Annotated in this window: 25 protein-coding genes, 1 pseudogene and 1 riboswitch; of the genes and pseudogenes, 20 read left to right on the top strand and 6 right to left on the bottom strand. The window is 37.3% G+C overall.

Annotated features, from left to right (window positions below; genetic code table 11):
- Positions 1-135: 135 nt before the first annotated feature.
- Positions 136-1,455, top strand: coding sequence for a diaminopimelate decarboxylase (gene lysA, locus AA0X71_RS08905; protein WP_413362541.1), 1,320 nt, complete (start codon positions 136-138; stop codon positions 1,453-1,455).
- Positions 1,456-1,481: 26 nt separating this feature from the next.
- Here lysA and AA0X71_RS08910 read toward each other — a convergent pair whose 3' ends face one another.
- Entirely contained in the window at positions 1,482-2,363 is an 882-nt protein-coding gene (locus AA0X71_RS08910) for a DUF1002 domain-containing protein (protein WP_413361467.1), read from the bottom strand.
- A gap of 451 nt (positions 2,364-2,814) precedes the next feature.
- Here AA0X71_RS08910 and AA0X71_RS08915 point away from each other — a divergent pair, with 451 nt between their 5' ends.
- Positions 2,815-3,186 (top strand): GNAT family N-acetyltransferase, encoded by a 372-nt coding sequence (locus AA0X71_RS08915; protein WP_413361468.1) that lies wholly within the window; start codon positions 2,815-2,817, stop codon positions 3,184-3,186.
- Position 3,187: 1 nt separating this feature from the next.
- Here AA0X71_RS08915 and AA0X71_RS08920 read toward each other — a convergent pair whose 3' ends face one another.
- Positions 3,188-3,709 (bottom strand): DUF309 domain-containing protein, encoded by a 522-nt coding sequence (locus AA0X71_RS08920; protein ID WP_413361470.1) that lies wholly within the window; start codon positions 3,707-3,709, stop codon positions 3,188-3,190.
- 128 nt (positions 3,710-3,837) lie between these two features.
- Entirely contained in the window at positions 3,838-3,927 is a 90-nt protein-coding gene (locus tag AA0X71_RS08925) for a YjcZ family sporulation protein (RefSeq protein ID WP_413361472.1), read from the bottom strand.
- 222 nt (positions 3,928-4,149) lie between these two features.
- Here AA0X71_RS08925 and AA0X71_RS08930 point away from each other — a divergent pair, with 222 nt between their 5' ends.
- From AA0X71_RS08930 to AA0X71_RS09010, 17 genes and pseudogenes are all read left to right on the top strand, one after another.
- Positions 4,150-4,893: a segregation/condensation protein A gene (locus AA0X71_RS08930; RefSeq protein ID WP_413361474.1), complete on the top strand. Its 744-nt coding sequence runs from the start codon at positions 4,150-4,152 to the stop codon at positions 4,891-4,893.
- A 5-nt stretch (positions 4,894-4,898) separates the two neighbouring features.
- Positions 4,899-5,487, top strand: a pseudogene (scpB, locus tag AA0X71_RS08935) (SMC-Scp complex subunit ScpB).
- 152 nt (positions 5,488-5,639) lie between these two features.
- Complete coding sequence (locus AA0X71_RS08940; protein WP_413361476.1) at positions 5,640-6,059, top strand: hypothetical protein; 420 nt, start codon at positions 5,640-5,642, stop codon at positions 6,057-6,059.
- 102 nt (positions 6,060-6,161) lie between these two features.
- A complete protein-coding gene (locus AA0X71_RS08945) occupies positions 6,162-6,650 on the top strand; it encodes a YpuI family protein (protein WP_413361478.1) in 489 nt (162 codons plus the stop codon).
- 138 nt (positions 6,651-6,788) lie between these two features.
- Entirely contained in the window at positions 6,789-7,685 is an 897-nt protein-coding gene (locus tag AA0X71_RS08950; protein WP_413361480.1) for a superoxide dismutase, read from the top strand.
- A gap of 178 nt (positions 7,686-7,863) precedes the next feature.
- On the top strand, positions 7,864-8,985 hold the full coding sequence (locus AA0X71_RS08955) for a D-alanyl-D-alanine carboxypeptidase family protein (RefSeq protein WP_413361482.1): 1,122 nt from the start codon (positions 7,864-7,866) through the stop codon (positions 8,983-8,985).
- Positions 8,978-9,565 carry a nucleoside recognition domain-containing protein gene (locus AA0X71_RS08960; protein WP_413361484.1) on the top strand — a complete coding sequence of 196 codons (588 nt, stop codon included), beginning with the start codon at positions 8,978-8,980 and terminating at the stop codon, positions 9,563-9,565. Before AA0X71_RS08955 ends, AA0X71_RS08960 begins: the two co-directional genes overlap by 8 nt.
- Positions 9,566-9,572: 7 nt before the next feature.
- The gene (locus AA0X71_RS08965) at positions 9,573-10,103 is read left to right on the top strand and encodes a spore maturation protein (protein WP_413361485.1); all 531 of its coding nucleotides are present in this window, start codon (positions 9,573-9,575) and stop codon (positions 10,101-10,103) included.
- 156 nt (positions 10,104-10,259) lie between these two features.
- On the top strand, positions 10,260-10,991 hold the full coding sequence (gene rluB / locus AA0X71_RS08970) for a 23S rRNA pseudouridine(2605) synthase RluB (RefSeq protein WP_413361488.1): 732 nt from the start codon (positions 10,260-10,262) through the stop codon (positions 10,989-10,991).
- A gap of 165 nt (positions 10,992-11,156) precedes the next feature.
- Positions 11,157-11,684 (top strand): thiol-disulfide oxidoreductase ResA, encoded by a 528-nt coding sequence (gene resA, locus AA0X71_RS08975; RefSeq protein ID WP_413361490.1) that lies wholly within the window; start codon positions 11,157-11,159, stop codon positions 11,682-11,684.
- Positions 11,685-11,703: 19 nt separating this feature from the next.
- Positions 11,704-13,362, top strand: coding sequence for a cytochrome c biogenesis protein ResB (locus AA0X71_RS08980; RefSeq protein WP_413361492.1), 1,659 nt, complete (start codon positions 11,704-11,706; stop codon positions 13,360-13,362).
- Between the two features lie 31 nt (positions 13,363-13,393).
- Positions 13,394-14,578 (top strand): c-type cytochrome biogenesis protein CcsB, encoded by a 1,185-nt coding sequence (gene ccsB, locus AA0X71_RS08985; protein WP_413361494.1) that lies wholly within the window; start codon positions 13,394-13,396, stop codon positions 14,576-14,578.
- Between the two features lie 192 nt (positions 14,579-14,770).
- Entirely contained in the window at positions 14,771-15,487 is a 717-nt protein-coding gene (locus AA0X71_RS08990) for a response regulator transcription factor (protein ID WP_019154349.1), read from the top strand.
- Positions 15,484-17,256 carry an ATP-binding protein gene (locus tag AA0X71_RS08995; RefSeq protein ID WP_413361496.1) on the top strand — a complete coding sequence of 591 codons (1,773 nt, stop codon included), beginning with the start codon at positions 15,484-15,486 and terminating at the stop codon, positions 17,254-17,256. Before AA0X71_RS08990 ends, AA0X71_RS08995 begins: the two co-directional genes overlap by 4 nt.
- 551 nt (positions 17,257-17,807) lie before the next feature.
- Positions 17,808-18,359, top strand: a complete 552-nt coding sequence (sigX, locus tag AA0X71_RS09000; protein WP_413361498.1) for an RNA polymerase sigma factor SigX — start codon at positions 17,808-17,810, stop codon at positions 18,357-18,359.
- A complete protein-coding gene (locus AA0X71_RS09005) occupies positions 18,334-19,560 on the top strand; it encodes a GerMN domain-containing protein (protein WP_413361500.1) in 1,227 nt (408 codons plus the stop codon). Before sigX ends, AA0X71_RS09005 begins: the two co-directional genes overlap by 26 nt.
- A gap of 219 nt (positions 19,561-19,779) precedes the next feature.
- Positions 19,780-20,826 carry a peptidoglycan DD-metalloendopeptidase family protein gene (locus AA0X71_RS09010; protein WP_413361502.1) on the top strand — a complete coding sequence of 349 codons (1,047 nt, stop codon included), beginning with the start codon at positions 19,780-19,782 and terminating at the stop codon, positions 20,824-20,826.
- A gap of 44 nt (positions 20,827-20,870) precedes the next feature.
- Here the strand turns inward: AA0X71_RS09010 and serA are convergent, their stop codons facing one another.
- Positions 20,871-22,445, bottom strand: coding sequence for a phosphoglycerate dehydrogenase (serA, locus tag AA0X71_RS09015; protein WP_413361504.1), 1,575 nt, complete (start codon positions 22,443-22,445; stop codon positions 20,871-20,873).
- 171 nt (positions 22,446-22,616) lie between these two features.
- Positions 22,617-23,549, bottom strand: a complete 933-nt coding sequence (locus AA0X71_RS09020) for a manganese-dependent inorganic pyrophosphatase (RefSeq protein ID WP_413361506.1) — start codon at positions 23,547-23,549, stop codon at positions 22,617-22,619.
- 185 nt (positions 23,550-23,734) lie between these two features.
- Positions 23,735-23,922: riboswitch (FMN riboswitch) on the top strand.
- 248 nt (positions 23,923-24,170) lie between these two features.
- Here AA0X71_RS09020 and AA0X71_RS09025 point away from each other — a divergent pair.
- Positions 24,171-24,752, top strand: coding sequence for an ECF transporter S component (locus AA0X71_RS09025; RefSeq protein ID WP_413361508.1), 582 nt, complete (start codon positions 24,171-24,173; stop codon positions 24,750-24,752).
- A gap of 80 nt (positions 24,753-24,832) precedes the next feature.
- Here the strand turns inward: AA0X71_RS09025 and AA0X71_RS09030 are convergent, their stop codons facing one another.
- Entirely contained in the window at positions 24,833-25,081 is a 249-nt protein-coding gene (locus AA0X71_RS09030) for a ferredoxin (RefSeq protein WP_413361510.1), read from the bottom strand.
- Positions 25,082-25,206: the final 125 nt, after the last annotated feature.

Raw genomic sequence — 25,206 nt, forward strand, 5'->3', positions numbered from 1 at the left:
TGAAATTTGCATCAATCCCTAGTTTAGTTATAGGAATTGAAGTTTCCCCTTTTATATGGTAAAGTAATTTTTATTCGTATGATTTCACAATATTGAGAAAGAACTAATTCACGCTCTAGAATGAGGGGATACATGATGTTTTTGCACGGGACTTCAAAAATTAATGATAATGGTCATTTAGAAATAGGTGGCGTCGATACAGTTGACATGATAAAGGAGTTCGGTACTCCTGTATATGTGTACGATGTTGCGCTTATAAGAGAACGAGCTCGCGGATTTCGAGAGACCTTTGAAAAATTGGGTGTCAATTCACAGGTTGCATACGCTAGTAAGGCATTTTCGACAATAGCAATGGTTCAATTGGCTGAGCAGGAGGGATTATCTCTTGATGTCGTGTCTGGTGGGGAACTCTATACAGCTATTTGCGCAGAATTTCCAGTGAAGAGAATTCATTTTCATGGAAATAATAAGAGCCGTGAAGAACTGTTAATGGCAATAGAACATGAAATCGGTTGTATTGTCGTCGATAATTTTTACGAACTTCATTTGTTAGAGGAACTTTGCAACGAGAAGCGCGTAAAGATGGATATCCTTCTTCGTGTGACACCTGGAATTGAGGCTCATACGCATGACTATATTTTAACAGGACAAGAGGACTCAAAATTTGGCTTTGACTTGCAAAATGGTCAAGCAGACAGTGCTGTTAAACAGGCACTTGAATCTGAAAGTTTGAATTTGCTGGGGATTCATTGCCATATTGGTTCTCAAATTTTTGAAACGACTGGCTTCATTTTAGCCGCAAGAAAGATCTTCTCAAAGCTACATCAATGGTATGAGGATCATCGCTTTGAGTCTGAAGTACTCAATCTCGGCGGCGGCTTTGGAATTCGCTATACGGACGAAGATGCTCCAATTCCAGCTGCCCAGTATGTAGAGGAGATCATTTTAGAAGTAAAAGAGCAAGCACAAGCTCTTAATATGAAAGTACCAGAAATATGGATTGAACCAGGACGCTCTTTAGTAGGAGATGCAGGGACAACTTTATATCAAGTGGGTTCACGAAAAGAAGTGCCTAACGTACGTAATTATTTGGCTGTAGATGGCGGGATGAGTGATAATATTCGTCCAGCCTTATATGAGGCAAAGTATGAAGCGATATTGGCAAATCGGCCATTAGATGAAGTCGAAGAGACGGTATCGATTGCAGGAAAATGCTGTGAATCTGGGGATATGTTAATTTGGGATCTACCGCTTCCAAAGGCCGGAAATAATGATGTTTTAGCCGTGTTTTGCACAGGAGCATACGGATATTCCATGGCAAATAACTATAATCGCATCCCAAGACCACCTGTCGTTTTTGTCGAAAATGGGCGAGCCCAACTTGTAGTCAGAAGAGAGACATTTGAAGATATTGTCCATTTAGATGTTCCGTTACTGGAACGTATAAAAAAATAAGTTGCCAATTGGCAACTTATTTTTTTTTAATTATTTCTTCCGCCAAAGAAACTCTTAATGGCGTCAATGACACTTACGAAGAATCGTTTTAAACTTTCTAAGAAGCCTTGCCCTTCTTCGCTTTCAAGAAAGTTTGAGATCTTATCTTTTGCTTGATTGATTTGTTCTCCAACTTGGTTCCAGTCAATGTCTAGATCTTTAAGTTTGTTAAATAACCCAATCAAACTAGCCATTTCTTCTTCAGTTAAGGTAATCCCGAGTTCGTTGGCAGCCTGTTCAATAATAGCACGTAAGTCTGCGTCTGTTTGAGGAGCATTTTTGGCAATTTCCTCTTTTATTTTGGCGATTAAGGCTGCAGCATTTTCTTGACCAACGGATTCACCAAGCTCTGCTGTTTCCACCATTTCCTCATTAGCAGCCTGTTTTACTTCTTCAGGTATCGTTGTATCTGCTGAAATTTCATAAGCTTTAATGATTCCAGTTAAAGCAGCTGTTCCTGATACAGAAGTAGGTGCTGTAATATAAATACTTGCATCCTTCACTCCAGCAGTAATCAGTGCGTTAATATACATTTCATCTGTAACCCAGTTAATGTTTTTCGTTTTTACTTCAAGGCCTGAGCCACTTTTTCCCACTGTTATCGCAGAAGAAGATATAGCCTTTGTCCCAATTAATGATTTGGAAATGTAGTTCCCAAGATATTGATGTTCTTCAGCATTAGAAACGGAAATAATTTGGGCATCCTCTGGTGCATCCATTTCAGCAAGCAAAAGGTTTTTTTGTTCAGATGTTAAGTTCTCTCCGAGGGTGATTATCATGTCTCCTTCTACCATATCGGCAAATCCTTGCAGTGGTAGGATGAAGAAAGCGCAGAGAAGAGCTATAGTGATTTTAAGTTTTTTTAGCATGAAATTTCCTCCTAGTAAAAGGTTCCATTTTTATTTTCTAGAAATAGCCTTCCCACTGATAGACGAATGAAGTTCTAAGAAAGTTTCAAATTTATCTAAAATGAAGGCTGTGTATAATCATTTCGAATGGTTCATTACTTGAAAAAATGGTTCTATATGGAATAAATATATTATAGACTACCAATAAACAGATGCAAACTTTTCTTTCTTGCTAATTGAAGGATTGAAGAAATTCAATAAATCTTGTATGATAGTAACGATTAATCATGACTTTTTATTGGGTAAATTTTTTCGCAAGAAGAACCAAAATTTTTAAAATATCATACACTACAAAAAATGAAATCAAGTTTAGATGGAAGTGCCAACAGGTGCTTAGTGCACTACTAGTTTAAAAAGAGAAATAAATGGAAAAAATAGGGGTATATGTTTTTTCCATTAATGAGGGATCTAAATGTTAATTCGTTATAAAAAAGGTTTTGAAAAAATTGCTATGGGTTTGTTATCTTTCATGCCAAATGAAAAAGATTTAAAGAAACTACAAAACACCATGAAGCAATATGAAGTTTCGGATGATTGGCAGCTTTTTCTGTGGAAAGATGAGGATGTCATTGGGTTAATAGGAGTTTTAATAAACGATGATAAACACGTTCAAATACAGCATATATCCGTAAATCCATCCCACCGCCATCAAGGAATTGGAAAGAGTATGGTGAAAGCATTGAAGAATATTTTCCCTGACATGGAACTGCAGGCAAATGATGAAACAGCTAAATTTATAGATAAATGTGATTTAAATGAGGACATGAAAGAAGACAGTGAATAACTTATTCGCTGTCTTTTGTTTGTTTGAATTTAAGTGCGTCTTCTCTTTCTTGAATAACTTCACTACGATCCCGAAGTAAATGGCGGTGAACAATCTCATCGTTTGATAAATCACTAACTACGCACCAACTTAACCCCTTTTGTTCACATGCCTTTTTACATGCTTCTATAAGTGAGGAATCGTAAATAGGGAAATTCAAGCTTTTATATTCTTGACGCTCTTCAATTCGGACAAGTCGTTTCTTTAAAAGGGGTAAAAATTCACTTTCAGCTAAGCCGTACGGTTCAAGCTCGTACTGTTGAAGTATAGCGATTGCCTTTTTCAATGTTCGAGCTGCTCCGCTGAAATTTTCTCTGCGATGGTGATAATTTGAAACCGCAAGGAGAATGAATCCTACTAAAACAGAATTTTTATTGCTTTTATCAACTTTTTTCCAATATTCCTCTAAAACTTCGTGGCACTCAAAATAATCACGGTCACCGTGAAAGTGAACTAAGTACTCAATATACTCTTTTGGGTACATTCGTTTCCTCCTAAGCCGTTTTACATCAGTGTACCGTAGATTGATACGATGGTCGACCAATAACTATGTAATAAAAATGCCCAGAGCGTTTCTGGACATTTTGTATAAAAGTTTTTTAAGCTTTTATTTTATAACCAAGAGGCACCAACGATAATGAGTAGAATAAACAACACCACGATTAACGCAAATCCTGATCCAAATTCATGTCCTGCAGACATATTAAATCCCTCCTACTTGCTTATCTTTGTATTACAGTACTATCGTATGTAGGGGTGATTTGATCTGTATAGGCATTTATCCTAAAGGAATTGGCACAGGTGATGGAAGTTAGTGGAAAGCGCATGCTAGCACTAAATTTTTATTGGATATCCTTCGTTAATCCTCTATACTTATAATAGTATTTATACGAATCTATAATGAAAAGCTTTGGTGGAAAAAATATGGATCACTACAATGTGAAGATTGATGCATTTGAAGGACCACTTGATTTACTCCTTCATTTAATCAATCGTCTTGAAATTGATATTTATGACATTCCTGTTTCTGAAATTACGGAGCAGTACCTCTTTTATATACATACAATGAAAGAGCTTCAGCTCGATGTAGCAAGTGAATATTTAGTTATGGCGGCAACTCTTTTAGCGATTAAAAGCAAAATGCTTCTCCCGAAACACGAGGAAACGTTAGAGGATGAGTTCGAATTTGATTTCGAAGAGGATCCGAGGGAAGAATTAGTTGAACGCTTAATCGAATATCGAAAATACAAAGAAGCAGCATCTGACTTGAAGAATCTTGAAATAGAACGAGGTTTAATGTTTACGAAGCCCCCAAGTGATTTAGCTGATTTTTCTACTGAACCGGGTACGGAGAGAAAAGACCTAGATGTATCCCTTTATGATATGTTAGGCGCTCTGCAAAAACTTTTACGACGAAAAAAGCTGCAAAGACCTCTACCAACGAAAATCTCACGCCAAGAAATTCCGATTGAGCAAAGAATGGATGAAATATTGAAGGATTTAAAGCTAAATAAGGGTAGAAGAAGCTTTTTTGATTTATTTCCTTGGCAGGAAAAGGATCATATCGTCATTACTTTTTTGGCCGTTTTGGAATTAATGAAGCGGAGAGAAATCATTGTTGAACAAGAAAGTAATTTCTCGGAAATTTTTGTGATGGGGAAGGAGTAACATTTTTGGAAGTTGTTAATTGGAAAGGAATTGTTGAAAGTCTTCTTTTTGCCGCTGGTGATGAAGGCTTATCAATTAAACAGATTTCACAAGTATTAGAAATAGAAGAAGCATATGCAGGAGAAATTCTCCTACAACTTACAGAGGATTATGAAACTGATCAAAATCGTGGCATAACTGTCGTACAATTCGCAGGCCATTATCAGTTGGCGACAAAGAAAGAGAACTCTACCTACTTAAAGAAGCTTGTAGAGTCGCCTACGACAACGACTTTGTCTCAGGCAGCCCTTGAAACATTGGCGATTATTGCCTATAAGCAGCCGATAACAAGAGCGGAGATTGAGGAGATTAGAGGTGTCAAAACAGAGCGACCAATTCATACATTAGTTGGAAAAGTATTAATTAAAGAAGTGGGTCGAGCTGAAGGAACCGGACGAGCTATTTTGTATGGAACAACGAAAGAGTTCCTTGATTACTTTGGATTGAGAAGCATTGAGGAACTTCCACCTCTTCCAGAGAAGGTCGATGAAGAGTATATTCAAGAAGAAGCGGATTCTGTTTTTTGAGAAATTCCAAGAAACGCTCGATCCTTGATTTTCTGACACAGAATAATGAGAATATGGTAGAATAAGAGTAACATTAACTTGCTGTGACAACTTAGGAGACGATAAATCACAAAACAAACAGCTAAATAATGAACACAATCATCATGCAGTAATAAATCTTATAGAACAAAGGATGATTTTATGTTTATTACGGATTGTAAAGGGTATGAATTAGAAAAAACGAAATCAAATACTTCAGAGGATTTTTTTAATAAAAGTGGAGTCACTTTTAAAGATGAGGGAATCGAGAAGACGTTTCAAGTTTTGTACTTGCGGTACTTTGACGATTTTTTTTCTGAATTTACGCCTTATCAAGAAGAACCTATCTTTGAAGCTGGCAGCATGTCAGTTGATTTTAAAGATATCGTTGCGCTAGTGTGTCTCATTAAGCATCCAGAATTTCGTACTCGTAAGCGCGTTTACATTAATACAAAGGTTGAATTCTCATCGCTATTTAAAGATTTGGATTTCGGAAAAATAGAATCTATTTTTGAATCACTAGCAAATGGGCAAGGCTATGAGCTTCGTTCTTCAATGGAGTTTATCGTACAACCGCAGTAAGTAGATTGGTAATAAACTGATGGAGTAACTTTTCAAAAACGGTTTCATTTCTTCCGTGAAAAAACAACTCGTCTGTCTAATATATTCATAGGGGTGTATGAATTGGCAAATACAATGGTCAAATCGCAACTTGAGGATGTAAGAAATTTTCTAGTAACGACTGTTAATACGCTCGAGGATTATCTTAATCAAACAACATTGTCTTCTCTAATAGAAGAAGAGCAAGGAAACGAAGCTTACTACAAAATGGTTTTGTCTAATGTTCGTAAGCTATTGGTTTATTGTGAAGAGGGCTTAGAAGCTTGTGTCGTCATTCTACAAACTGATACCTTCCCAAAAGGGGCAGCGGAAAAAACACTTTATCGTATTTATCATCAATGTGTAGAAGAATTTTTCCAACCGAAAAGTGATGCATGGTTTGAAGACAGTCGTGCAGCCTATACAGGACGCAATTCGATTAAGTTTCAAGAGAAAGTTCCGACAAGTGTCATTAATCTATTAAAAGGATTAGAGGGAAGCTTCCAAAGCATTCGAGAAGAACTCGAATATTACGAAACAGATTATCGTACCAAAATGATTCAATCTAAATAATGACAACCATACAACCAACCCTATTCTGAATGGAATAGGGTTTTTTCAGTTTCACTGATTCACACAAAAATTCGCCTAATCATACGATATGAAAGAATATGGGATGGTCTTATCATAGAAAAGAAATGAGGGTGAATAATGGGGAGATTTGAAGAATACGTAAAAGAGGTCATGGAATGGAATGAGGAAATGAAGCAATTTTTACAATCGGAGCAAATTGAGCGAGATGATGAAATGTGGACAAAACTAGATAGACTAACAGAAGTAATGGATCATATCGAACAGCCAGGTCAACTAACGAGTGAACAATTAATGACACTTCAGGCAAAGGTCGAGGAACTCCATGACGACATGGAGGATTACTTCATTAAACGTCAAGCGATTGGTTCCATCTATATGAAGGAGCCCTATGTAGAAACCGGAAAACATGAGTTGCCTCCACTTCCTTACGCTTATGATGCGCTCGAACCTGCTATCTCAGAGGAAATTATGAGACTCCATCATACAAAACATCATCAATCTTATGTCGATGGTCTGAATAAAGCAGAGAAAAAACTGGATGAAGCACGAAAAAAGGGAGACTTTTCCCTTGTTAAGCATTGGTCTAGAGAGCTAGCTTTTCATGGATCAGGTCATTATTTACACACGATTTTTTGGAATAATATGAGTCCAAATGGTGGTGGGAAGCCCTCCGGTAAATTACTTAAAGAAATAGAAAAGTATTTTGGTGGTTTCGAATCCTTTAAAAAGCACTTTACAGAGGCAGCAAATGCGGTTGAAGGTGTCGGTTGGGCAATTCTCGTATGGTCACCGAGAGCGAGACATCTTGAAATCCTTCAGTCAGAACGTCATATGCTACTAACCCAGTGGGATACGATTCCTTTATTGGTACTAGATGTTTGGGAACATGCCTATTATTTACAATATAAAAATGTACGTGCTGACTATGTCAATAATTGGTGGGAGATCGTCAATTGGAATGATGTTGAACAGAGATTTTTGAAAGCGAAACAATTAGTGTGGAAGCCTTTTTAATCAATTAAAGCATGTAAGGCTCTTCTCTGAAGGAAAAAGGATTTATCCCGATGAATAGAGCCTTCAAATTTTCTCTCACTTTTAGTTTTTAGTCATATCATACCTTGTCCCGCATAAACTTGTACAAACAAATAGTGCGAGGTTATGCATAATGAACATGAAGTGGAAGCTCATAATAATGACATTGATTTTTTCGCTATTGCTATCGAATATTCCCCAGAAGATTGAAGCTTCTGTTTCGGTTAGTGCCAGAAATGCGATCTTAATGGAGCAGGAATCTGGGAGGGTCTTATTTGATAAAGGTGCCCATGAAAAACAAAGAATCGCTAGTATTACAAAGATTATGACAGCCATTTTAGCAATTGAATCAGGTAAACTTGATGAAATGGTTACCATTAGTGATCGAGCAGAAGGGACAGAAGGCTCGTCTTTGTATTTGAAAAAAAATGAAAAGGTAAAGCTGGAAGATTTAGTATATGGTTTAATGCTTAGATCTGGAAATGATGCAGCCGTTGCTATTGCTGAGCATGTAGGAGGAAGTCTAGAAGGATTTGTTTTTCTAATGAATGAAAAGGCAAAGGAAATTGGGATGGCAAATTCACATTTTGCCAATCCACACGGATTAGACGATTCAAATGAGCACTATTCAACGGCCTACGATATGGCGATTTTAACACGCTACGCCATGGAAAATGATACATACAGAAAAATTGCAGGTACAGAGATTCATCGGGCACCAAATCCTACTGAAAAATGGGACAGAGTTTGGCGTAATAAAAATAGGCTGCTCACTGGACTTTACGACCACTCAACTGGAGGAAAAACAGGCTATACAAAGCTAGCAAAGAGAACGTTAGTAAGTACCGCCATGAAAGATGATATGAGCCTAATTGCTGTAACCTTGAATGGACCAGATGATTGGAATGACCATATTGGCATGTTTGAAATGGCATTTAAAAATTATGATATGGTTCAAGTCATTGAAGAAGGAATTATTAAAGAAGTTGATGATGATTTTTATAAGGAGAAGGTGTATTTGGAGCATGGTTACACTTATCCCGTAACCTCCGATGAAAAGGAAAAGTTCCAAGTGGAAATGAAGCTGGAAAAACCGAAAAATGAATGGGATGAAATGAGGAATATTCCATCTGTTGTAGGAAAGGCCATTATTACATTCGAGAATAAGCCAATTAAAGAACTTCCTATTTATTATAAGGTTGATGAAGAGAAGCCTCCATCATTTTTTGAACGATTCAAGAAAATCTTTACGGCGATGATGGGTGTGAATAGAAATGGTTAATTTAATTTGGGTTTTTATGACCGTATTTGGCGTCGTTTTTGCTATCTTTAATGGCACGATGAGCGAGGTTAATGAGGCTGTTTTTTCTGGGGCAAAGGAAGCGGTCACTTTATGTATAGGCTTAATTAGCATTCTCGTATTTTGGTTAGGGATGATGAGAATAGCTGAGGATGCTGGACTACTGAAAATTTTGGCTAAACTCTTTCGTCCACTTGTAAAAAGATTGTTCCCTGAGATACCAAATGACCACCCTGCAATGGGTTATATTCTCTCTAATATGATGGCGAATATGTTTGGATTAGGGAATGCCGCTACTCCTTTAGGAATAAAAGCGATGGAAGAAATGCGTCAGCTAAACGGAGGATCCAATGAGGCGAGCCGCTCCATGATTACTTTTCTAGCGATCAATACATCTAGTCTTACTTTAATCCCTACAACTGTGATAGCCATCCGCATGAATTATAATTCGGCAAATCCCACTGATATTGTCGGGACAACCCTGATTGCGACCCTTTGCTCAACAATAGGGGCGATACTAATTGACCGGTTCTTTTACTATCGAAGAAGTCGTAAAGGATGAATGATATATGGGTATTGTGTCTTTAATTTCTTTATGGTTTATACCAGTGTTAATAGCCTTCATATTGATGTACGGCACGTATAAACGTATTCCTACCTATGAGAGTTTCGTCGAAGGAGGGAAGGAAGGGATCCAAATTGCGGTCTCGATTATTCCTTTTTTAGTAGGGATGCTAGTAGCCATTTCGGTTTTTCGAGCGTCTGGGGCTCTCGATTTTCTCATGGGCTTCATTCGTCCAGGTCTTGAAGCTTTAGGGATACCAGCCGACATTGCGCCACTTGCAATCATTCGTCCTATCTCTGGAACAGCTGCTCTCGGTATGACGAGTGATATCATGGCAACTCATGGACCAGATTCATTCATCGGTCGTCTCGCCGCAACCATTCAAGGAAGTACAGACACGACATTCTACGTGCTAACCGTCTATTTCGGAGCCGTAGGAATCAAAAAAATGGGTGACGCATTAAAAGTCGGCTTATTAGCAGACCTTGTCGGAATAATCGCAGCAGTTATCGTCGTCACACTTGTGTTTGGATGATATGTTCTGAAGATACCTGTTAAAAGGTATCTTTTTTTGGTTTTCTAAGAAGATCTAGTAGAGATATCAATAAGGTTTACTTTGAAAATGGCGTGACTTATGTCATAATTCAGTAGGAAGTATAAATGAAAGAATCAACTAACTGAGGTGGCAGAAATGGAAAGATTGCAGAAAGTAATTGCCCACGCTGGTTTTGCTTCACGGAGAAAAGCAGAACAGCTCATAATAGATGGACAAGTGAAAGTAAATGGCAAAGTAGTGAAAGAATTAGGAATCAAAGTTTCTTCAACAGATAAAGTAGAAGTAAACGGAATCCCCGTAGAGGGAGAAGAACCTGTTTATTTCCTTTTTTATAAGCCAAGAGGAGTTATCTCCAGTGTAAAAGATGACAAAGGACGAAAAGTGGTAACCGATTTCTTACCAGAAATTAAACAAAGAGTTTACCCTGTAGGCCGACTAGACTATGACACGACGGGCCTCCTTTTATTAACGAATGATGGGGAATTTGCAAATTTACTCATGCATCCAAAAAACGAAATCGAAAAAGTATATGTTGCAAAAATTAAAGGCATTCCTTCAAGGGAAAAAGTCCGTGGTCTTGAAAAGGGTGTCCAGCTAGAGGATGGGAAAACAGCTCCAGCAAAAGCAAAAGTCATTAGCATTGATAAGAAAAAACAAACATCAATCATTGAATTAACGATTCATGAAGGAAGAAATCGCCAAGTGAGAAGAATGTTCGAAGCGATTGGTCATCCGGTTATGAAATTAAAGCGAGAAAGGTATGGCTTTCTAACATTACAAGGCTTAAGTGTGGGAGACATGAGAGAGCTATCTCCTCATGAAGTGAAACAACTTCGTGCTCTAGCATCAGCAACCGAAAAAAAGTAGCTCTAGATATCGTATTTGAGATGTGAATTAATTCACTAAATATATGGAAAAATTCATAGAAGTGTCACACATACTGACAAAGATAACAATGTCTATATGTTGAAAAATGTTATAATTATTCCAACTTGTGTTCATTTTGCTTGCAATTCGGAGGGGAGAATACATATGAAAAAGCAGCGTTTATTCATTCGAACCGTGATTTTACTAGTTTTAGGAGCTGCTGTCGTTTATACTCTGTATGCTAATTTTACGAAAGATGATATTCAGAAAGTAGCCGTAGGAAAAAAAGCACCAGATTTTGTTCTCACTGATATGAATGGGGAAAAGCACCGCTTATCTGAATATGAAGGTCAAGGAGTACTTTTAAACTTTTGGGCGACATGGTGTAAGCCTTGTGAAAGAGAAATGCCTTATATGGATAAACAATATCAAGAGAACAAGGACGACGGTATACAAATTTTAGCCGTAAACATTGGCGAATCGAATGTAGTAATCAATGAGTTTATTAAAAAGCACGATTTAACATTTCCAATCTTAAAAGATAAAAATGCAGAAGTAGTTGGAGCTTATGGAGTTGATCCACTGCCAATTACGTTCCTCATTGACAAGGATGGAACGGTCGTCCAAATCCATAAGGGTGAAATCATTAATGAACAAGTCGTAATTGACATGATAAAAGAGATAAAACCATAGGGTACGAGGAGTTTTTATAATGAAGGAAGTAAAATGTGAATGTGGTCATGTGAATCCACATGGTACAGTACTTTGTGAATCGTGCGGGATAACATTAATGGAAGAAAAAACACAGGGGAAGCTCCACGATATGAGATATGAAGGGAGCGCACGTCGTTCCCAAACCTACAATAAAACAATCATCGATAAGATTTGGAACTTTTTCTCTTCAGTAAAAGTTGGTGTTTGGTTAATTGTTATTACTCTAATTGCATCTGCAGTAGGAACCATTTTTCCTCAGGAAATGTACATTCCCAACATTATGACTACTGCTGAATATTATGAAGATCAGTATGGTTGGTTAGGAAAACTCTATTATGATCTTGGCTTTCATAATTTATATAGCTCTTGGTGGTATTTAATCTTAATTGCTTCAATCGGTGTTTCTTTAGTTATTTGTAGTATTGATAGAGCCGTGCCACTTTATAGAGCTTTAAAGAAACAAAGGGTTACTCGTCATGAAAGTTTTTTAATGCGTCAACGTTTGTTTACGGTTTCTACTTCTGAGAATATAGATGATTCTTTTGAAAAGGTAAAAGAAAATCTCAAATTAAAGCGTTATAAGATTCGAGAAGAGGAAGGGAATATTCTCGCAGAAAAAGGACGTTTTTCCCGTTGGGGTCCGTATGTGAACCATTGTGGATTAATCATCTTCCTCTTAGGCGGGATGCTTCGATTCGTACCGGGGATGTATATTGATAGTATGCTCTGGTTAAGAGAAGGAGAAACAAAGGTAATTCCTGAAACGAACGGGGAGTATTACTTAGAAAATAAAGAATTTACTCTAGAGGTTTATGATAAGGAAAAAGATAATGAAGCTTTCAGTGAAGCAATTGAAAGTGCAGGGATGGTTCCGAAAAACTTTCAATCTGATGTCATCCTTTATAAGAAGGCAGATGATTCTCTCCCTGGTGAGGAAGCAAAATTAGAAGAAATTAAAGAACATTATATTCGTGTAAACCAACCTTTAAAATTCGATGGGTATGCTCTCTACCAAACAGAGTATAGACTTGGTGAACTATCGACGATGTCATTTACGCTTGTAAATAAGGTTAGTAAGGAAGAATTCGGTAGTCTCAAGATTGACTTGAACGAACCGCAAAAGAATTTTGATTTGGGCAGTGGGTACGCAGTTGAAGTGATGAGTTATTTTCCAGATTTTGAATTTAACGATAGCGGAGAACCGACGACGAAATCACGGATCCCGAATAATCCAGCATTCGTATTTAAAATGTTCTCTCCAGAAAAACCAGATGGTGAAATCAGTTTCGTAGCGATTCAGCAAAACTTGGAACCTTTTGGAGATAATGAATACCAACTTCGATTCTCAGGAATTGAAACGAACGATGTAACGGGGTTAACCGTTCGCAAGGATCTGACCCTTTGGTTATTTGCTGTAGGCGGTTTTATCTTCATGGTAGGGGTTGCTCAAGGCTCATATTGGAACCATAGAAGAATTTGGTTGAGAAGAAAAGACGATGAAATTTGGGTGGCTGCTCATACCAATAAAAACTGGTATGGAATTAAGCGGGAAATTAGTACGATTTTAGAAGGTTCAGGGATAGAAGAGCCATTAGATCAACTTCAAGAGAAAGAAGACGCAGACTCCCAATTGAAAAAAGATCGTGAGAATGAGTAGTGAATCACTCTCGAAGTAAGGAGGAATTAGGTTGGCTAATTTAAGTGCAAACCTTCTATTAATAGCATTCATTTTATACTTAGTAGCAATTCCCTTTTTCGGAGGAGCTATCAGGCAAAAAAAAGGATTGGAAGAAACGAAATCCTTTGCGAAGTGGGCAAAAATAGGGATTGTCATTACCATCATTGGTTTTCTTGCCCAACTTGGATTTTTCATTACAAGATGGATCGTTGCTGGACACGCTCCGTTAAGCAATCTATTTGAATACACCACTTTCTTCGGAATGTGTTTAGTAGCTGCGTTTATTTTAATCTACTTTATTTATAAAACATCTATCTTAGGGATGTTTGTTTTACCAATTGCACTTTTGATCATTGCATATGCGAGCATGTTCCCAAGAGAGATTTCTCCATTAATACCAGCATTACAGAGTCATTGGTTACAGGTTCACGTTTCAACAGTTGCTCTTGGAGAAGCAATCCTTGCTGTAAGCTTTGGTGCGGCACTTATCTATTTAGTTAAAGCGATTGATCATACAAAGCGAAGTAAAAGTACAATCTGGTTAGAAGTCATTATGTATTCAATCGTGGCCGTTGTTGGTTTTATTGCCGTTACTTCTACGTTTGCCATTACCGATTATCAAGCATCTTATAGCTATATAGATAAAAATGGTGCTGAAGCACAAATGGATTATACGATGCCTGCCGTTATCGGACCTAATGAGTGGCAAGTGATTGATGAAGGAACATTTGAACCATGGGTTCAAGTGCCTGGTATTATTAATGCGAAGAAGTTAAATACAGTGGTTTGGTCATTAGGAGCTGGTTTAATCCTTTATCTATTGATTAGACTCATTTTGAGAAAAACAATCGGTGCTGCACTTCAGCCATTAACGAAAAATATTAAACTTGATTTAGTGGATGAAATTAGCTATCGTTCTGTATTGATTGGTTTTCCAGTTTTCACTTTAGGTGGTCTAGTATTTGCGATGATTTGGGCACAAATTGCATGGACTCGCTTCTGGGGTTGGGATCCGAAAGAGGTATGGGCACTCATCACATGGTTGTTCTATGCTGCATTCTTGCATCTCCGTCTTGCAAAAGGGTGGCATGGTGAAAAATCAGCCTGGTTAGCCGTAATCGGTTTTGCAATCATCATGTTCAACTTAATTGCGGTAAATCTAGTCATTGCTGGATTACATTCATACGCGGGATAAGACATTGCTGTAATATCCTTTGTAATAGTTTAAGTTTTTATTATATGCCTTCACTATTTGTGGAGGCATTTTTCAAAAATCAAAGCGGAAGATTTTCGATATGTTCGATTTGAAGAAGCAAAGTGTCTAACTTTTCGACAATCGTTTATAATGAAGATAACAACATATTTTTCATGCTAGGGGGAGCGGTAAATGGATAAAGAAGTAAGAATTTTAGTTGTGGATGATGAAGAAAGAATTAGACGTCTTTTGAAGATGTATTTAGAAAGAGAAGATTATTTGATTGATGAAGCAGAAGATGGCAACGAGGCATTGGCAAAAGCGATTGCAAATGACTATGATGTGATTCTTCTCGATTTAATGATGCCAGGTAAAGATGGAATTGAAGTATGCCGAGAACTAAGAGATAAGAAAGCGACACCTGTTATTATGCTTACAGCAAAAGGCGAAGAAGTAAATCGTGTCCAAGGATTTGAAGTCGGCACAGACGATTATATTGTTAAGCCATTTAGTCCTCGTGAAGTGGTTCTTCGCGTAAAAGCTTTACTAAGAAGATCTTCAAGTACTTCTTACTTACAAACAGAAACAACGACGAAGGATGTCATTGTGTTTCCTAGTTTAACCATTGATAATGACGCTCATCGTGTAATTGCAGAAGGAAAAGAAGTGAGTCTCACTCCAAAAGAATATGAACTTCTCTATTTCTTAGCGAAAACTCCAGATAAAGTTTTTGATCGGGAACAGCTTTTAAAAGAGGTATGGCATTATGAATTTTTTGGAGATTTACGTACAGTTGATACACATGTAAAACGTTTACGTGAAAAGTTAAATAAAGTTTCTGAGGAAGCTGCGAGTATGATTGTGACAGTTTGGGGTGTAGGCTATAAGTTTGAGGTTGGCAATGAATGATGTTCTGGCGTAGTGTTGTAGGTAAACTATGGTTTACCATTCTTTTTCTCGTTATATTTGTCCTGTTTATTTTAACAGTGATGCTTCTAGAATTCTTTGAAAACTATCATATTAATGAAACGGAAAACAACCTGCAAAAATCAGCTACACGTATTTCGCACTTTTTAGAAGAGCAGGATGAAAAAATTGGTCTTCAACTAGCATGGGAACTTCTTGATGATAAAACAGAAGCAATGATTATTTTTGATGAAAATGATTATATTTCATCACCAACAATAGAAAAAAATGTGGGATTACCAGTCCATTATTTTTTGAACGATCCAGAGTTAGAAGATGTTTTTACAGAAGGTAAACAAGTGAAAAAAATGGCTACTTTTCCAGTCTCCAATTATGATGAGGATTCACGATTATTAATTATCGGAGCTCCCATTCATATGGAAGGCAGGGAAAATGGTGCTGTATTTATCATGCAGTCATTAACAGTAATGGAAGAAACGTTAAATTCGACGAAGAAATTTATCTTGCTTGCTGCTGGTGTTGCCATCATTTTAACGACTATTTTTGCTTTCTTCTTAGCAACAAGGATTAATGCCCCACTTCGAAAAATGAAGGAGGCAGCATTTGAAATTGCACGAGGAAAATTTGATACAAAGGTCCCGATTTTAACAAATGACGAAATTGGAGAACTTGCGACTGCTTTTAACCAGATGGGTAGACAATTAAAGTTTAATTTGAATGCTTTAAGTCAGGAGAAAGAACAACTTTCTAGTATCCTGAGCAGCATGGTCGATGGAGTTATAACTTTTAATCGTGACGGAACCATTCTGATTACGAATCCTCCTGCTGAAAGATTTTTACAGGACTGGTATTTTGAACAGGATGGTAAATCAAAAAGTACTGAAGAAGTACCCTATGAAGTGATGGAACTTTTCAAACTAGCTGTTAATACTGAACAGGAGCAAATAGGTGAAATTTCTGTTCAAGGTCGCTTTTGGGTCATTATCGTAAGCCCATTATATAATAATACCTTTATTCGCGGTGCTGTAGCGGTTGTTCGGGATATGACTGAGGAGCGTCAACTTGATAAATTGCGTCAAGATTTTATTGCCAATGTTTCTCATGAACTCAGAACTCCGATTTCAATGATGCAAGGATATAGTGAAGCAATTGTCGATGGAATCGCGGAGTCAGAAGAAGAAAAAATGGAAATGGCAAAAGTCATTTATGACGAATCGTTAAGAATGGGCCGGCTTGTCAATGAATTATTGGATCTCGCTCGGATGGAAGCAGGGCATATTCAGCTTGATATCAGTTTAATAGAAGTGAAACCATATATGGAGCGAATCATTCGTAAGTTTCATGGGCTGGCGAAGGAAAAGGGAATTCATTTAAATGGAGAATTCGATCAGCTTGAATTTACCTATTATTTTGATGGTGATCGGATTGAGCAAGTTTTAACCAATTTAATTGATAATGCAATCAGGCATACAGAGGATAATGGAAACATTATTGTTTCAGGGAAGCTCGAAGAAAAAGGACTACATGTCGAAGTATTTAATTCTGGTAAGGGAATTGCAGAAGAGGATCTCCCATTCGTCTTTGAACGCTTTTACAAAGGGGATAAGGCAAGAACAAGAGGACGTTCTGGAACCGGATTAGGTCTGGCCATTGCTCAAAATATCGTAGAGGGCCATAAAGGTCATATATCCGTCCATAGTAAAGACGGACATGGAACGACATTTTCCTTCTTTATCCCTCGAAATTTATAAAAACAACAAGAACCCTGACGACTCATCTTGATTCACGAGGAACATCGAAAAGCGGAGAGCGCTCGTTCATCGGCGACAAGCATAAGACGAGCCGACAGGGAGGTTGTACTTTAACCTCCTTGGCGGAATGGCTTATGACCTCGAGCCGATAGCGCTCGGAGCTAGCCCGATCGAAAAGCGGAAGCGGCTCGTTCAGCCCCGACAAGCACTGGAAGGACAGAGGTTGAAGTCTGCCCTTTGACTTCAGCAACTGACCTGAAGTGACCTCGAGGGGCTAGCCGCTGGAGCTGGCCCGATCGAAAAGCGGAGACGCCTTGTTCATAATTTACATCTTCAAAAGGAAGGAGTTTTTCAAAACTCCTTCCTTTTTTAGTTGAAAAATACTATATTAGTGATATTGATAACAAATTTAATAAGCAATTTTTTCGAATTTTAATCAACATAATCAAGAATAAGTAATAACGACAAGAATACATACTTAATTTCATGGATATGGGTGTAACTTTTGTCGATAAACTAACGACTAATAGGTTGAACGGGGAGGGAAACCAATGGACTCCGTTTTTGATGAGCTGTATTCAAAATATCATCATGACGTTTTTCAATTTATTTTTTATATGGTGAAAAATAGAGAACAAGCTGAAGATCTTGTTCAAGAGGTATATATCAGAGTATTGAAATCCTATGATCGTTTTGAGGGGAAAAGTAGTGAAAAAACATGGCTATTTTCGATTGCCAGAAATGTCGCCATTGATCATTTCCGTAAGCAAAAGGGATGGCGGCAAAAAATTGCCGAGAAATTTGATTGGTCTACGGGTCAGATAAAGGATGAAAGTCCTATCCCTGAAGAAATTGCTCTTCAAAATGAGGAAATTTCGTTAATATATCAATGTTTAGAACATTGTACAGTGGATCAAAGGATGGTAATTATTTTGCGTTATATTCAAGAATTAACCATTATTGAAACGGCTCAAGCTTTAGGATGGACAGAGAGTAAGGTAAAGACGACCCAGCATCGTGCATTAAAAGTATTGAAAAAGGAAATGGAAGAAAAAATGGCAAAGGAGGGGACATCAAGTGAGAAAATCAGAGTGGAGCGATGAACAGCTAGAAAAATTACTACGTGAAATGCCTAAAATCGAAGACCATCGTGATCCTCGAGATATTTACCAGGATATTTCGATGAAAATGGCTAAGAAAAAGCAACGCTCTTGGATCATCCCTTCTGTTGCCACTGCTGCAGCAATTTTAATATTAGCAGTACTTTCTCCCAATCTTTTAGGTGGAAATTTTTCATCTGAGAGTTCGATGGAAAGTCGAAGCGTAAGTGAACAAGCAGATCAAGCTGAAATGAATATAATGGTAGAAGATAAACAAGAGCTACCTCAAGACAGTAATGTTGAGGAAAAAATGGATATAGAAAGCAATGAAGAAGTAGACGAAGAATTTGAGATATCTTCTGATAGTGGTCTAGAAGAAGCGTATACAGCATTATATGATGAAGATGTGGCAGATGAGAATGTCTTTACTTTTGCCATTCCAGATCCAGAGGGACAAAATATCGTTCCGATTACCGTACTCGTCCCAAAGGAAAAAGGGAAATCTCTATTTGAACAGTACATTGAGACTATGCCAAAATTACTTGAAACAGAATGGGGCCTCCAAGAGTATTTCCCGTTAAAAAATGTAGAGTTATCAGTAGTTGAAGACGGAATTTTAAAGGTGAACGTTCCAAGTGGGCAGACGTATCAAGGATCTACAAATGATATTGTCTTTACTTCTATTATTAAGAGAACGGCTAAAACATTAGGGTTTAATAGAATTGAATTATTTACGGATAATCAACCTGGGATTGAAATCGGGAATTACGGGAATACCCCGTCATTAGATCTTTCAGATGACGGAAATTTTGCCTATTTTTTTTATTACTCGAATATGAACCAAGAAAAACCATATTTAGTCCCATTTGGAGAACCCTTTAACAATATTGAATCTGCGTTAAGTGCAATGAAGGAAAATATTGATACACATAAATTAAGTGCCTCAATACCAGAAAATATAGACATAGAAGAAGTACATTCGGATGAGAAGGGGATGTTAACTCTTCAGCTTAATGAGGAATCAGAGGTTTCTAACACTCCTACTGTCATTCAAACCATCGAAGCGATAATACTAACAGCAAAAGAATTTGATTTTGAGAAAGTGAAGATTGAATATAAGAATCTTGAAAGTATTGGGAAATTTTCCTTTAATAAGGAGATTGATGTTCCCGTCGCACCTAATAAAATGGAAATACAGAACTAGGATCAGCTAAATGGCTGATCCTTTTTAATTCTTAAAATATTTTTTGTATAAAAAAACGAAAGCTATCCAAATAATAACAAATGTGTCTTTATAAAGTGCTATTGCTTAGTGGGGAGAGGATTTGACAGGTTTTTCATTTTACTCCGCTTAATTCGTAGTTCTAACAATGTACATGCTGTCATAACGTGTAGGGAAAAGCTCAAATTAAGGAGGATACTAATGAGAGACTTTGCAAAACGTTTATTAATTGCTGGGATAATGGCCTTTTTTATAAGCCTGTTATTTATAGGAGGAAAAAATATTCAAGCTGAAACCATTGATATACAGGAAGCGGCAGCACATTGGATGTGGCCAGCGGATGGAGTTATAACAGATACTTATGGTACGAGGAACGGAAAACATAAAGGGATTGATATTGCAGGTGGACTTGGAACGCCGATTCATGTCGTAGACGAAGGGATTATCACAAGGTCCTATTACTCCAGCTCATATGGACATGTAGTATTCGTTAAGCACCCGAATCAATTTGAAACCGTGTATGCACATCTCAGTAAACGTAAAGTAAGTGAAGGACAGAAGGTAAAACAAGGAGATATAATCGGAGACATGGGAAGTACAGGCAGGTCTTCTGGTGTGCATTTACATTTTGAGATACATAAGAACGAATGGACTGTAAATAAAGAAAACTCGCTTAATCCTGTCGCCATTCTTGGAAAAGTTGGTGTAGGAGAGACTGTTCAAGCGATGGTGGAGCAACAAGGAAATGTTCAGGTTGCAGGGATAATGGAAGAAGCAGTCAAAGATAGTAAAGTAGTTCAAGAAAAACAAGAGAGTAAGGCAAGTGCAGACAGCCAAGAAAATCAAACAATTGAAACAGCATCAATAGATGATTTGTCAAAATATTTACTAAGCAGCGATTACCAATTATTGATGGGGGAAGAAAGTGAGGAAAGTGGAGAAGAGGTATCAGCGGAAATAATTCACATCGTTGAAAGTGGAGATACATTATGGGATTTAGCTGAAAAATATGAGTCATCTGTCATTAGTATTATGGAATCGAACCAATTGACCAATGATGTCATTCTTCCAAATCAACAATTAATTATAGAAGACCTCCCTGATGAACAATATATCGTTCAGCCTGGAGACTCATTGGAAATTATTGCCGAGGAAGTGAATTTAACGGTTGAAGATCTGAAGGAAATCAATCATTTAAGTAATGAAGTCATTCATCCACAACAAGTACTAACCATTAAGAAACAGTAAAAAATCGGAGGATTTACACTCCTCCGATCCATAAAACAAAAAAATTAAAGACTAATTTGATTCATTAATACAATATCATCTAGTTTAGAAAGCAATTCGAAAGCAGTGGATTCTAGGGGCTTATCAAAGGATAGAACCATACTGGCTTCACCACCTGCTTCTTTTCGACCCACTTGCATGGTCGCTATATTAATAGAATGATCACCTAATATTTTACCAACACGGCCAATGACACCAGGGCGATCCATATGTTGAATATAGAGTAAATTTCCTTCAGGATGAAAATCAATATTAAAATCATTCATATAAACGATCCGAGGACCGTAATGATCGATATAAGTACCTCTTAAGGTAAACTGTCTGTTTTCAATTTTAGCAGTGACGGTAATGCTGTTCGCATAGCCAAAAGAGTTCGTTGAAATTTTTTCACCGACGGTAATGCCTCGTTCTTTTGCGGTAATGAGAGCATTTACCTCATTTACATGTACATCAATTCGGTTCTTAAAGAAACCGGATAAAAGTGCTTTTGTTAAGTAAGATGTTTCAAGATCTGAGACGCTTCCCGCATAGGTAATTGATAATTCATGAACACCTTCTTTTACACATTGTGATAAGATAGCGCCGATCTGTTTTGAGAGATGGTGGAATGGGCGGATCTTATCATAAATATCTTTTGACATAGCTGGAAGATTGATCGAGTTTGTGACCGGTGTATCTTCGAAATAGGTTCTTACTTCTTTAGCTACTTGTGTTGCCACGTTTAATTGTGCTTCTTTCGTAGAAGCTCCTAAGTGTGGGGTTACGATCACATTTTCAAATTTTAAAAGTGGGTGCTCTCCTGGTGGCTCTACTTCAAATACATCAAGGGCAGCGCCAGCAACATGTCCGTTGCCAATATAGACAGCTAATGCTTGTTCATCAATGATCCCACCGCGGGCACAATTTAGAAAATAAACACCCTTTTTCGTTTTTTCTAATGCTTTTTCGTTAATTAACCCTTTTGTTTCACTTGTTAGCGGGGTATGTACAGTGATGATATCAGCCTGCTCAAGCACTTCGTCAAGTGTACAGCTTTGGACATTTAGACTTTTTGCTCTTTCTTTTGTTAGAAATGGATCAAAGACGAGTACAGTCATTCCAAATACTTTTGCTCTCTTTGCAATTTCTGATCCAATTCTACCTAATCCAACGATCCCAAGTGCCTTCCCAAATAATTCATTTCCAACATAGGTATTTCTTTTCCATTCCATATTTTTAACAGAAGCATGTGCTTGAGGGATATTACGCATTAAAGAGGCCATCATCGCAAAAGTATGCTCAGCAGTTGAAATCGTATTTCCATCTGGAGCATTGACGACAATAATTCCTCGTTTCGTCGCTGCATCAACATCTATATTATCAACACCGACACCTGCTCTGGCGATGATTTTTAATTGGGGCATTTTTTCAAGGAGTTCTTCGGTCACTTTGGTCGCACTTCTTACAAGAATGGCATCAATTTTTTCTAAGTCTACATCCGGATCTGTGACCTTTTTTTCTATTAATTGAGCGTCTGCATAGTCTAATAATGGTTGCAAGCCTTCTGCATTAATTGCATCAGCTACTAAAACTTGATACATTTGAACATCTCCCACTAATTATCAATTTTCTGATTATTTTACAAAACGAATATTAATCTGTCAATGAAGAATTAATGTTCGTATAAATATGAAAACGTTTTCCTTGTTAGGTGTCATATATAAGTAAAAATCGTAGGCCATCTTTAGACCTACGATCCTTTGCCTTCTAAATTATCTTTTGTTTAAAACATCTGTTAAAACTGGGACGATTTGTTTTTTACGAGAAACTACCCCTTTTAATAGGGCTGTATTGTTTTCTAATTTCACACCATAGGCTTCTTCTACAGCATCAACTGAGTGACCTAAAGCAATAGCAGTTGAATCACTATTTAAAATATCAGTGATAACAAAGACAAATAAATCTAAGCCTTTCTTGTCGATGACAGCTTGAAGAGCAGTTTCTAATTCTGTCTGTCTTGATAGTACATCTTGAATATCAACTGTATTAACCTGTGCTACTTCGACTTTACTCGTTCCCATTTGAAATTCTTTAGCATCTAGGGAGATTAATTGTTCAACTGATTTCTCGCTTAAGTCAGCTCCAGCTTTAAGCATGTCTAAGCCATACTTTTCCACGTCTACGCCAGCGATTAGAGCTAGTTCACGTGCAGCTTGGATGTCTTCTTCTGTACAAGTAGGGGACTTGAATAATAAAGAATCGGATATGATTGCTGATAGCATTAAGCCTGCAATATTCTTTTCGATTTCTACGTTATTTTCTTTATAGAGTTTTTTAAGGATAGTAGCAGTGCATCCTACAGGCTCTGCACGATAGTATAAAGGCTCACTTGTTTCAAAATTGGCGATTCGGTGGTGGTCAATGACCTCCAAAACACGTACATCGTTGATGTCATCTGCACTTTGTTGACGTTCATTATGATCGACTAAAATGACTTGCTTAGCTTCAGAAGCAACAGTAGAAATGAGGCGAGGTACCTCTTGATCAAATGATTTAAGAGCATATTCCGTTTCGCCGTTTAACTCGCCTAAACGAACTGGCTCAGTATCTAGTCCAAGTTGATTTTTTAAATGAGAATATGCGATTGCAGAACAAATCGTATCCGTATCTGGATTTTTGTGACCGAAAATAAGAATTTTATCCATGTTTATCTCCTTTTACATAAAATGTTGATAGGTTTCTTTCAAAACGATAAAATACCTATCTTTTTATGAAATTCCTATTATAATTTACCATAAAATCGTTGAAAATAACAAAAATAACGAGTATAAGGTTAAGTTCTTCACAAAGAAGCTTTAGTACGCTATAATAATGGTGTAATTAAATATTGGTCTATCTTCGGGGCAGGGTGTAATTCCCGACCGGCGGTAATGAGATATTTTCTCTAAAGCCCGCGAGCCAGTAATAAGCATGAAGATGTATTTGGGAAGCATGCTTCTTGAATACGATGGAAATGCTTTGGCAGGATTTGGTGCAATTCCAAAGCCGACAGTATAGTCTGGATGGGAGAAGATGGAGGTTCTGCAAACGTTCAAATTATGCTAGTTTGAATGTTTATTAAGCGTGCCGTAATTCTCCCTCAAGTTCACTTGGGGGAGTTTGTGTTTTTTGGGGAAAATAGGATGATGTTTAAAAAAAAGTATACGTTTTGTGGCATAGAACGAATTGTTTTATGGACATCATTGTCTAGTTCTCATTAGGCTAGCTTAGTAAATGCTGAACCTTTCTTCTTTAGGAGAGATGGATCCTAAAAAGGAGAGAGGAAAATGAAGAAGTACAATGTCAAAGCTTTAGTTTCAATTGGAATGTTGAGTAGTATTGGGTTTGTTCTGATGCTCTTAAACTTTCCACTACCACCTTTTCCAAAGTTTCTAATGGTGGATTTTAGTGATATTCCTGCTTTAATTGCAGCATTAATTTTTGGTCCAGTTGCAGGGGTCTTGGTTGAATTATTTAAGAATGTTCTTGACTACATTTTGACAAGTAGTGATACAGGTATTCCAGTTGGCCATTTCTCGAATTTCGTGGCAGGAGTTCTATTCGTAGTCCCTGCGTATTACATCTATGAAAAACTGAAAACGAAAAAGGGAATGACCTATGCCTTATTAACGTCAACGATTTTGATGGCTCTTGTTATGAGCGTTTTGAATTATTTCATCTTTTTGCCAGCTTACACTATGTTTATGGGATTCCCAGCAATGTCAGGGGAGGAAACACGTCAAATGATCGTGGCAGGTATTCTTCCGTTTAATATTCTTAAAGGAATCATGATTTCAATCGTATTCATGCTTCTCTTTACTAGAATGAGTACGTGGATTGGTAAACAGCGGCATATTGCTTTTAAATAATGCTTCCTGAAAGTGATGGAAATTCCTTTATATAAATCAAAAAAACTCCTCTCATAAATTAGAGAGGAGTTTTTTGTATTCTATTCAAACTTTAATGCATCTCCATCAAATGATTCGTCAGCAACTTTAATGGAATCAGTAGGGCAACCTTCAAAAGCGTCCATCATATCGTCTATTAAAACATCTGGAATTTCAACGATTCCTTCGTTATCATCAAGTGTAACGAATGCGATGCCTTCATCATCGTAATCATAAATATCTGGTGCCGCAGCTCCGCAAGCCCCACATGCGATGCATGTTTCTTTGTCAACAATTGTGTATTTTGCCATGAAAAAACCTCCCAATGAATTAAACATTTATTTTTATACATTTCATAAAGTATCTGAAACGTATCCCTCATCCTTTATTGTAAAACTGTATGAGCAACATTTCAATAAAAAAATAATGATAATGC

The organism is Robertmurraya phoenicis, from assembly GCF_047302285.1.
GTDB lineage: Bacteria > Bacillota > Bacilli > Bacillales > Cytobacillaceae > Robertmurraya.